The following is a 10,875-nucleotide window of genomic DNA, read 5'->3' as shown; positions in this document are numbered from 1 at the left end:
GCCGCGTGCTGTTCGTGGTGCCGCCCCTGACCGGGCATGTCAACCCGGCGGTCGGAGTCGCCGCCGAGCTGGCCGCCCGTGGTCACGAGGTGGCGCTCGCCGGGTACGCGGGCGTCATCGGATCGTTGATCCCGCCGGAGCTGGCCCTGCTGGCGTTACCCGAGGCGGTCCTGGGCGAGAAGTGGTCCCGGATCCAGGACACGTCTCGGGCGCTGCGGGGGCCGGCGTCGCTAAAGTTCCTGTGGGAGGACTTCCTGCTCCCGCTCGGCTCGATGATGGCCCCGGCGATCGACAGGATCATCGACGACTTCCAGCCCGACCTGCTTGTCATCGACCAGCAGGCGGTGGGCGCCGCGCTCGTCGCCCGTCGCCGGGGCCTGCGCTGGGCGACCCTCGCGGCGACCTCCGCCGAGTTCGACAACCCTTACGGGGTGCTCGCGGGCCTGGGGCAGTGGGTCGTCGACCGCCTGCGGGAGTTCCAGACCGGGCACGGAGTGCCGCCCGGCGAGGCGGCCGTCGGGGACCTGCGCTTCTCCGAGGCGTTGACCCTCGTCTTCTCCGTCCGGGAAATGCTGCACAACCCCGGGATCCCGGACTACGCGGTCTTCGTCGGCAGCGCGGTCGGGAAACGGGCCGGCGTGGGCGAGTTCCCCTGGGACTGGCTCGACCCGGCCCGCCGGGCGGTGCTCGTCTCCCTCGGCACGGTGACCCGGGAGGCCGGCGGTCGATTCCTGCGGGCGGCGGCGGAGGGGCTGCTCGGCCTGCCCGAGCGGGTACAGGCGATCGTCGTCGCCACACCCGGGCTCGTCGACGACCTCGCCGCCGCGGCGCCCGACGACCTGCTGGTCGCGCCGTTCGTGCCGCAGGTCGCGTTACTTCCGCGGTTGTCGGCGGTGGTGTGCCACGCCGGCAACAACACCGTCTGCGAGTCGCTGTCACACGGGGTTCCGCTGGTGGTCGCCCCGGTTCGCGACGACCAGCCGATCATCGGCGAGCAGGTCGTCCGCAACGGGGCCGGGGTGCGCGTCAAGTTCGGTCGGGCCGGACCCACCGCCGTGCGTTCCGCGGTGACGGCCGTGCTGGACGATCCGTCGTACCGGGCCGCCGCTGCCCGGATGCGGGCCGCCTTCGCCGCCGCCGGCGGGGTGGTCGCCGCCGCCGATCATCTTGAGAAACTGGCCTCCTGATGCTCGGTCTGGTGGTCGGTGCTCGGTCTGGTGGTCGGTGCTCGGTCTGGTGGTCGATGATCGGTCTCATGGTCTGATGCTCGAACGGTTCTGACGTCGTGCTGACATGGTTGCCGATCCTGGTGTGTGCCGGTCTGGCGATCAACGGTGTGCGGCTGCGCGGCCGGCTGCGTCGCCTCGACACCCTGCCAGCCTCCGGTCGCCCGGTGGACCCCGCGCATGAGTTCCTCGTCGCGACCGGGGTCCGCCTCTCCGACAGCGGCCGACGGGCGGCCAGTTACCACGCCAGCCGGGACCGGCTCGACGTGCTCGACCTCGTCCCGGCGGACCTGACGGCCGAACGGGCGCTCGACCTCGCCCGGATGGTCGACACCCGCACCTACCGGGCCGACCGCTGCGTGCCCGGCCGCGGCGCCTTCCAGGCGCTGCTGGTCCGCTCCGAGATCCTCCAGCGGGCTGGGATCACCCGCCGGGACGGTTTCGACCCGGTGGAGCTCGTCGACATCACCGAGCGGCTGAAGACCTTCGCCTCCGGCTCGACGGATCTGGCGGTGCTGCCGGGGCTGCGTGCCGCCCGGGACGACGCGGCGATGCGCGTCCGCGTCCAGCAGCGGGCCTACCGGTTCACCCGGCAGAACCAGCTCTTCCCGTTCGTACCCCAGATCGCCACCGCGATCGGCTTCCACGTGAACCAGCCGTTCGGCCTCGCGGCCATGGCGCTGTTCTGGTTCCAGCCGTTCTTCGTCTGCGCCGGCCGGGTGCCGCTGTCCCCGCGCGATCTCATTCGTTCCCCCATCGTGCGCATCCTCGGCGGGGCGCTGTTCGTGGTCGACTCCGTGCGGGCCGGCCGGGCGCAGGCCGTGAAGGCGGCCGAGGCGAAGGCCGCCGGGCTTCCCCCGGACCCGGTCAAGCATGCGGCCAGGCAGGAGACCGCCGCCAGCCGCGCCTCCTACTCCCAGGACGTCCAGGCTGGCCTTGACCGGTTCCTGCGCCACGACCGGGCCGACTGCCCCTGGTGCGGATCGGTCGAGCTTGCCACCCGGGTGGAGTCGCCGGACCTGCTCCTGCGCAAGCCCGGTTCCTTCCGGCTGGACGGCTGCGAGCGCTGCGGACACGTCTTCCTCAATCCGTCGCTGAGCCCGGCCGGGCGCGAGTTCTACGACCGGGACCGCTACGACGGCCTGCGCACCGATGTCGCCGAGCAGGCTCTGGCCGCGATCGCCCGCGACCGGCGCGAGCAGGCTGCTGCCGTCCGGCCGTTCGTGGTGCCACGGACCTGGCTGGACGTGGGGGCCCGGTACGGTCACTTCGCCAACGCGGCCCGCGAGGTATGGCCGAGGACGGTGTTCGACGGGCTCGACACCTTTCCCGGCCTGGCGAAGGGCTTGGCGCGCGGCTGGGTCGACCACGCCCACTACGGCCGTTTCCCCGACGTCGTCGACAGCCTCGCCGGCCGGTACGACGTCATCAGCATGTTCGACTACCTGGAACGCCGCGACGACCCGTCGGCGGAGCTCGACGCCGTCGCGAAGGCGTTGCCGCCTGGCGGGCACGTCGTCTGCGAGCTGGCCAACGCCGACTGCCGGCAGGCCCGCTGGCTCGGTCGGTTCTGGCCCGGCTGGGCGGTCCCCGGGCGCGCCCACTTCATCCCCGTGGAGAACCTGATTGCCGCGCTGGAGGACCGGGGGCTGCGGCCGGTCACGGTGCGCTTCGCCGCGGCGCGCCGTCCCGGTGGCCTGACCGGCGCCCTGCTGCTCGCCGTGGCCATGATCGCGCCACGCCCCATGCCGTGGCTGCCCCAGCAGGCCGGCCCGGCCGGCGCGGCCGGCCGCGTCCTGGTGATGCTTGTGGCCAGCCCCCTACTGGGATTGGCCCGCCTCCTCGACCGCCTTGCCGGCCGGTACGCGCACGACGCCCGGTACGCCGGCACCTACCTGATGATCGCCCGCAAGGAGCTCTGACCTCGACCGATCTCGGCGATGAGCGCGGTGTTGCCCATGCGTCGAGGGTTTCCTCCAGCGACTCCAGGTCGTCGACGCTGATGACGATCGCGCTGGGCCTGCCGTGCCTGGTGATCACGACACGCCCGTGCTCACGTTCGACGCTGTCCACGACCTCCGAGAGCCGGTTCTTCACCTCCGCCAGCGGCATCTGTTCCGAGAACGACATAGCCACGAGTACAGCAAGCTTGTCCTCCGTCGGGGCTAGGGGGCCGGATCGATGGGTCAGACCGGCCAGGTCTCGAGGCGCCAGGCGGCGTCCCAGAACATCAGCAACATGCGTGGACCGGTTGACCGGAATGTGCGGCGCGGCACAGGGATACGGGACGCGCCGAACGAATGTCCCGCGGAGCTCAGGAGGCCAGCGCCCGCGGAGCGCGCGGCACCGACGCCGACCAGCCGCGGTCACGCAGCGCCCCGCCTACGAGGGAAGCCACCTCGGCCGGGGCGTCCCGCGCCAGGCGTGCCGGCAGACGGATGAGAAGCTGGCCCGTCGGCTCGGCGACGACCGTCGGCCGGGGGACCGTCGCCTGGATCTCCACCCGCACGCGCCACGGCTCGTACCAGACGTCGAGGCGCGCCATCGGCTCGTCCGCGGGCCCGTCGACACTCGGGGTCCCCGCCGGCAACCCCCACTGCGCCTCGATGCGGCGGTACATGATCTCGGTGAGGTGCGGCGCGTCCCGGCCCAGATCGTCCAACGTCTCGGTGATCAGCGTCCGGCGGCTGATCGGACCACGCCGGGCCAGCGCGGTCCGCAGGCTCGCGACGGTGACGAAACGCCGGCGGACGGCGTCGACGAGCAGGCCCTGCGCGTCCGCGCGGGTAGACGCCCACTCGGCCATGTCGATGACGGACCGGGCGGGGGCCGTCCGCCGGGGCAGGCGGAGGGGATCGATCTCGGTGATGTCGAGCCGAGCGCTGTGCCGCAGAAGCACGCCCGGCGGCGCGGCGATCCGGCGGTCGGTGGGCAGGAGAACCGTCACCGGGCCGGTGTCGTAACCGTCCAGACCCGCGAGCCCCGCCGCGCAGGCGCCCGCGAGCACCGCGTCCGGGCCGACGGCCTGCAGGGCCCCCCACAGCTCCTGCATCCTCGTCACGGGTGCGGCGGCCGTGATCAGCACGCCGCGGAAGGGTTGCTGCCAGCGGCCGTCGTTCAACCGTCGGCGGATCTCGTCGCGGGTGATGCCGGCGTTGATCGCATCGCGCATCGTGATCACGCCGGCCTGCATGGTGGCGATCTCCTGCCAGGAGAGTCGGCCAGGGTTATGGGCCATGAGAAGACGATGGCGGTTGTCTGTCCGTTGGGCCAGAACCTTTTTCGGGTTGTGGATAACTTTCGGCTGTCTCCTTCCTGACGGCCGCGTTCCGGCCCGGGTCAGCCATGCCCCGGGTGGTGGTCCCCGACGCCGGGAACCCATCCCCGCGTCCCCGGGTGAGTGCTCTGACCCCCGGAGCCGCTGGAGCCGCTGGGACGTGCCTTGGGCGGGACGAGCCGGTAGACCTCCTCGTCGGCCGGCGGTTGCTGGCCGATGCCCGGAAACCCGACGGGCGGGGCGGGCTCGATCCGACGCCGTTCCTCCGCGCCGGTCCGCGCCGGGCCGGCATGATCAGTACCAGCCTGGCCCGTACCAGCCTGGCCCGCGCCGGACTGGATCATCCCGGCTCCGGCGGTTCCGGCGTGGTGACCCGCCAGGGGCGCGGCGGCCGCGTCGGGTACGGACCAGCGGTCGGCCGGGGAGACCCCGGGCAGCAGGACGGTGCCCGGATTGCAGTCCCCCGGCACCACCCGTCCCGCCCCATCGACCGGGTTGACCAGCAGGAATGCGGTCGCCGGCAGGGTCTGGACGGTGGTCGGCTCCACGGTGAACTCGTATACCCGCTGGGAGGTCGTGCCGTCGGTCGTCGAGTCGCTCACCGACGAGTTTGTCGTGCGCTGCCAGGTCTGCGATCGCGACGTCGTCACCGACTCCTGCCATCCGGCGTTCTTCGACGTGTTCTGCAACCAGGGCAGCAGCCGGGTGCCGTCGTAGGTCCGGCCGGTTCCGCCGCTGGTGCCGGCCGTCTCCGAGGTGCCGTCCTGGTCACCGACGCTGTCGCTGTCGCCGGCCGTGAAACTGCGCCCCACCTGGGCCGTCACCTGAGACATGACGAAACGGTAACCACGCCCGATGAACTCCGCCGCGGTCGCGGCGTCCTTACCGTTTCCCAATCTCATGATGATAGTCGAGCCCCCCTGGCTGCCCAGCACCCGTTCGGCGTCGTCGGCGAGCCGTTCGAAGAGCAGCACGAGCCGCACCCCGGCGAGCTCGGCGTGGCGGGTCAGCCCGGTCAGGACCGCTCGGCCGAGATGGTCCGCCCCGGCGACAACCAGCATGTCCCGGCTGGTCGGCCCGCCCCGCTGGCGGCGACGGAGCTGGTGGAGCACGGTCTGGACGAGGAGCCGGTCCGCGAGTTCCTTGCGGTGGGCGGACGAGTCCCGGCTCGACGTGGCGAGAACCCGCAGCCCGGGTACCGGCCACCAGGCCGCCAGCGGACGGGGCACACTGTCGGCCCTGGTCGTCGGCACCCTGGTCGTCGACCTACCGGCGGCGGCCGTCAACATGTGGGCCTCGACCGCCGCGGCCGGTGCCATCGCGGCCGGTGCCATCGCGGCCGTGGCTGGTGGTGGCGGGCTGAGCGCCTCCAGCGAGGAACGCAGGTAGCGCAGCTCATCGGCGATCCGGTCGCCGCGGCCGAACGCGTCCATGTGCGCGGTGAGCTCCCCGGCCTCGGCCGTCGACAGCGACATGGCCGTGCTGCCGTCGTCGAGACCTTCGAGGACGCGCAGGCCCTCGGCGAGGCGGCGAATGCTGAGCCGTTCGTACAGAACGACGGCGACGGTGGTGACCAGATCCGCGTGCAGGGCGCGTCGGTGCGGATCATCGCCGCTCTCCTGGGACAGGCCGAACGCGTCGGCGACGAGCTCGCCGGCTTCCCGCGGCCCGAGGCCGTCGAGGAGTGCCACCTCGTCGAGCTGGCGGGGCAGGTCCCAGGACTCCACCGGCCAGCGCGCCTGGCCAGCGAGGCGCGCCAACCCCCCGCCCACCGTCCGCTCGCTGAGATCGACGAGCAGGATCCCGGTGCCGCCGGTGAGCACCGAGCAGCCCGCGGTGGCCAGCAGGCTCGCCCATCCGTCGCCGGTTCCGCCGAACACGTCGATCCTGGGGGTCGCCGCGGGGGCCGAGACGGGATAGAAGACGGCGGTGGCCTCCCGGCGTTGCAGCTCGGCCCGGTCGTGCGCGTCGACCTCGGTTTGCCAGGACGTCAACGCCTGTAGGTAGCGGGTGTACCCGTCGGCCCGGGCCGCCGCGGCCCGGGATCGCGTCCGGCCCAGCCGGCAGTGCAGGACCAACGGAGGCAGGCACGCGACCACGGCGAGCGCGAGTCCCGCCGGGACGAAGAAGAACCCCCCCTCGCCCGCGAGCAGCGTGCCGAACACCACGAAGGCCATCGGCAGGACGAGCCGGGTCAGCAGGGCGCGGACGGCATGGTTTCGCCGGGCCGTGAGCGCGGTCAGATCGGGCGGTTCGGGCTCCTGCCAGGCCGGTTGACGGTCGGCGAGCGGGCTCGGGGTCGATGGACCGGTGTCGACGAACTCCCAGCCCCAACGCTCCCGTGGAACGAAGAGCCCCTGGATCAGTCGGGCCTCAGCCGTGGTCAGCGTGCCCACCCCCATCGCCGACCCTCCGCCGTCCCACTCGCCTGCTCCTGCGTTGCCGCCCACCGTGTCGCCGCCCACCATGCCGCGACTCCCCGCTCCCGATCATTGTGCACCTGGAAACGATCTCGGCACGCCCGGTGTCGGTACCGGGGCGTTACGTGGCCATTATGGCGTATGGTGTCCACTCTGTCGCATTCCGCCGTGCATGTCGGCCCTGCCGTAGCGCCCCGACGGTCGACGGGCCCGGGCGCTCAGTCCTGCGCTGTCCCGAACGCGGGTGCTGTCCCGAACGCGGGTGCTGTCCCGATGGGCGGGCCGGGGGCGATGGCTGCCGCGGTGGACTCCGGTGGGGCGCTCCCCGGTCCGCTCGGCGCGGGGCCGACGAGGTCGGAGATCTGAGTGGCCAGCTCGGCCAGTCCGTCGCCGGTGCATGCCTGGTGGAGTGCGTCCGACAGCGAGGCGGCATCCGCCGCGCCGGTGAGTTCCCGGACCGCCGCAGTGAGGCCGCTGACCGCCGGATCACCGATGTTGACCTTCTCCCGGCCCGGAGCGTAGAGGGCACTGTTCTTCATCCGGGTGAGCTGTTCGCCCACGGTCTTGCCCGGCAGGGTCAGGCCGCGCTCGCGCCAGGCCGCGGTGAGCGGATGCGGGCCCGCGTCGGCCCCCCGCCGGCGCACCGCGTCGACCAGTGCCTGCCGGACGTCCTGCCAGCGGTACATGCCCGCGGTCAGGTGCCGGGAGTCGACGGTGTTCGCCGCGTCTGCCGCGTCTGCCGCGTCCGCCGGGGACGGCGGCAGGCCGAGGAGCCGGCGCAGCGTCGCGAGCAGGGCGGTGGTGAAGTCGTCGGGGTCGACGAAGGGGCGCAGCGCGGCGGCGCGGGCGTCCGTCGCCCGGTCGGCGGCATGGGCGAGCGCGCAGTCGAGGATGCGACCCGGCAACGCAGCGAGGGTGGTCCGCAGGGGTTCCGCCGGAGCGAACGGCGCGATCCCGAGCAGATGGGTGAAGCCCATGACCTGGTGCGCGGCCACCGCCTCGACCCACAGCACCAGCAGGGGATCGCGGGCCGCGAGGGCGGACGTCTCCGTCTCCTCCAGGGTGCAGGCGGGACCGGCGACGCAGGCCGCGCCGCAGCCGAGGCTGCGCCGTCTGGCCAGGGGCACCTGGTCGTAGCGCGCGAGGCGCGCGCTTTCCCGGTCGTCTCCGGCGACCATCCGGGCCAGCACGGGACGGTCCATGCCGTCCGCGCTCACCGCCGCCACCCCCGCCGGCAGCGCCACGACCAGCTCGGACTGGTCGTCGCGCAGGTTCATTGTCGCGCCGACGGCTTCCCGGTCGTCGGCGGCCGGGAGCCGGTGCATCACCTTCAGCGCGGTGTTCTTGATAACGTCGGGAAGGATTTTCGCTGGGATCTGTTCCACGACAATGAGCCCCTCGCCGTAGGCGCGGATCTCCGCGAGCAGCGAGGCGAACAGGTCGACGGCGGCCGCGGCCGGGCCGTCGGTGACGTTCTTGAGCAGCCGGTGGGCCTCCTCGAGGACCAGGACGTGGCGCAGTCCGCCCGCGCCCGCGCTGCCGTACCGGACCCGCAGATGCTCCACGACGCGGATCAGGACGGCGCCGAGCAGGAACGCCTTGTCCTGGTCGCTGGTGATGTCCTCCAGCTCGAAGACGACGTTGCGCGCCAGCAGGGCGCCGATGTCGATCGGATGCCCGCCCTCGAAGAACCGACCGGGAGAACCCTCCCGCAGGCTGCCGATGCGCACGTCGACAAAGCCCCGGACGTCCGCCGTGACCTCCGCGCCGTAGCCGATATTCTCGACCACCCTCGTCGCGGTGCGCTGCAGGTCCCCGAGGGTCGGATAGCGCCTGCGCACGTCGACCTTCGGGTCCTCCTTCGGCCCGGCCACCCGGAATCTGGGCCGGTGCGCGGGCTCCGGCCGGTCCAGCACCAGGTTCCATCCCAGGTCTTGGTAACAGACCGTCAGCGCGCGGGCGAGCACCTGGGGGAACGGCTCGTGCGCCTCGAACGCCGCCAGGAACAGGGCCCGGACGAGATCGATGTGGCTCTGCAAGGGAAAGCCGGGCTCGGGTTCCAGCGGGTTCAGCGACGCCGGTGGAGCGTCGAGCCGGCCCGGCCTGATGACGAGCACCTCGGCGAGGCCGGCGAGCCGCCCGGCCATCCGGGCGTACTCGGCCTTGGCCGGCTCCAGGACCAGCCACGGAACGGGCGCCGGAGCACGGGTCAACGACTCCAGCAGCGACCGCACGGTCTGTGACTTCCCGGATCCGGTGGCGCCGCAGACGAAGGCGTGCCGGTTGAGCGTTGCGCGGGGAACCGAGAACGCGCCGGCCGGCATCCAGCCGGCGTCGAGCACGTCGCCGAGCCGAACGGCGCCGGGCGTTCCCCGGGGGTCCGCGGGACCGGACCGGTTCGGACCCTCGGGCGTCACGTCGAAGGCGTGCGGTGTGATCAGGGTGATACCCGGCAGCTCACGGCCGGGCGGCCGGGCCAGCGCCGCCAGCAGCTCCGCGCTCGCTCGCGGCGAGGGCCGCGGCGAGCCGGCCAGCCCGCCGGCTCCGGTTCCGGCTCCGGCCCCGCCGAGGGCCCCCGCGAACGAGGTGACCGGGCCGGTCGGACTCAACGTGTAGGGCAGCCGGTCGAGATCGCTGGAGCTGCACAGCAGGGCGGCCAGCGAGACCGCGCCGGCCGGGGTCACCCCACCGACCAGGATCTCCACGTCCCACATGCCGCTCGACGCGCCCCGGCCCAGTTCCCGGTAGCGGGCCTCCGCGCGCTCCAGGTCGAGCCGGGCGCCCTGGTCGTTCTCCCGCCGGCGCAGCACGGGAATCGATCGCGCGAGGTCCGCCCGTTCCTCGGCGAGATGCTCGGGGGGCACCGGCCACGCGAGCACAAGCCAGGCGAACGGGCCGACGAGATGCGCGGCGTAGTCGTCGAACGATCCGCGGCGGGTGTCCGGCGGCCGGACGTCGGTGCCGGGATCGGCGGCCCACAGGGCATCCGGGAGGCCTTCGCACCGCAGCCAGTAGGGGAAGCCTGCGAGCTGGGCGGGTACGGCGTCCGGTGGCAGCGCCACCGCTGTCGATCCCGGCGGGTACAGCAGCGGAACCGCGGTTGCGGCTGGTGTCGACGTGGCTGTTGCGAGCGACGTGGCTGTTGCGAGCGACGTGGCTGTTGCGAGCGACGTGGCTGTTGCGAGCGACGTGGCCGGTGTCGATGTGGCCGCCGTGGTCGGGTCTGCCGTGGTCGGGTCTGCCGTGGTCGGGCCCGCCGGGAAGAAGGGGCGGCCGCCGGCGAGGAACCGGATGTGCGCCTCACCCGGGCCCCGTAGCCAGGCGACGGCGATTCCCGGCCGGGCTGCTCCCGGCACCGGGTACGGGCCGCCGCGAGTGGACGCACCGGAGACGGTGGGTTCGTGGCCGGGCCCGAGCGAGGTCAACTGCGCGTGCGCGCCGACGAGGGCGGCGAAGAGCGCGGCCGGTACGGGATCGGGCCGGTCGGGTGTGTCGGGTCGCCGAGGGGCGGTGAGGACGCGGTGGAACCGGAAACCGGCGAGCACGATCGGAGGGGCCTATTCGTGCCGGCTGCGCCGGAAACGGCCGCCGGCCGTCCGTACCACCATGTCGGGCTCCTCGTGGTCTTCGTCTCGTCTCTCCGTGAACATACTTCTGATCATCGATGCCGATGTGGCAATCTATCACCCTCCGCTGGGCATTGGATCCGGATCGTGTCCATCATTGCTCGAAGTACCTGAATTCTGAGATCGGGGAGGAGTGAGGGTCGAACATGGAGGCATGGACGGTTGTCTCCGATCGTCACGGTCCCGGGCGCATGGACTCCCGTCGTCGTGATCGCGGTCTGCGGGTGTCGTGGGCCGACGCACCGGCGGCTGCTCCGGGATACCTCCCCGAGTCGGGGTACCTCGCCGGGCTGGGCTACCTCGCCAGGTCGGCGCGAATGATACGT

The 10,875-nt window shown here is 72.7% G+C and carries 6 protein-coding genes and 1 pseudogene; 3 read left to right on the top strand and 4 right to left on the bottom strand.

What is annotated here, in order from left to right; all coding sequences use genetic code 11:
• The coding region (locus AC08OP_RS13315) for a glycosyltransferase (RefSeq protein ID WP_476614479.1) at window positions 1-1,187 on the top strand (1,187 nt) is incomplete at its 5' end.
• 98 nt (window positions 1,188-1,285) lie between these two features.
• Complete coding sequence (locus AC08OP_RS13310) at window positions 1,286-3,148, top strand: class I SAM-dependent methyltransferase (RefSeq protein ID WP_476614478.1); 1,863 nt, start codon at window positions 1,286-1,288, stop codon at window positions 3,146-3,148.
• A gap of 13 nt (window positions 3,149-3,161) precedes the next feature.
• Here AC08OP_RS13310 and AC08OP_RS13305 read toward each other — a convergent pair.
• From AC08OP_RS13305 to AC08OP_RS13290, 4 genes and pseudogenes are all read right to left on the bottom strand, one after another.
• A pseudogene (locus AC08OP_RS13305) lies at window positions 3,162-3,338 on the bottom strand (type II toxin-antitoxin system Phd/YefM family antitoxin); the annotation flags it as partial.
• Window positions 3,339-3,540: 202 nt separating this feature from the next.
• Entirely contained in the window at window positions 3,541-4,464 is a 924-nt protein-coding gene (locus AC08OP_RS13300) for a type IV toxin-antitoxin system AbiEi family antitoxin domain-containing protein (protein WP_476614477.1), read from the bottom strand.
• Window positions 4,465-4,565: 101 nt separating this feature from the next.
• A complete protein-coding gene (locus AC08OP_RS13295) occupies window positions 4,566-6,971 on the bottom strand; it encodes a hypothetical protein (RefSeq protein WP_476614476.1) in 2,406 nt (801 codons plus the stop codon).
• Between the two features lie 170 nt (window positions 6,972-7,141).
• On the bottom strand, window positions 7,142-10,468 hold the full coding sequence (locus AC08OP_RS13290; RefSeq protein ID WP_476614475.1) for an ATP-binding protein: 3,327 nt from the start codon (window positions 10,466-10,468) through the stop codon (window positions 7,142-7,144).
• Window positions 10,469-10,695: 227 nt separating this feature from the next.
• Between AC08OP_RS13290 and AC08OP_RS13285 the strand changes: the two genes are divergently transcribed.
• On the top strand, window positions 10,696-10,875 hold a 180-nt coding region (locus AC08OP_RS13285; protein WP_476614474.1), incomplete at its 3' end, for a hypothetical protein.

The organism is Frankia sp. CeRuru1, assembly GCF_977966315.1.
The sequence above is the reverse complement of the archived record's forward strand: the minus strand, read 5'-3'. Positions and strand labels throughout refer to the sequence as shown.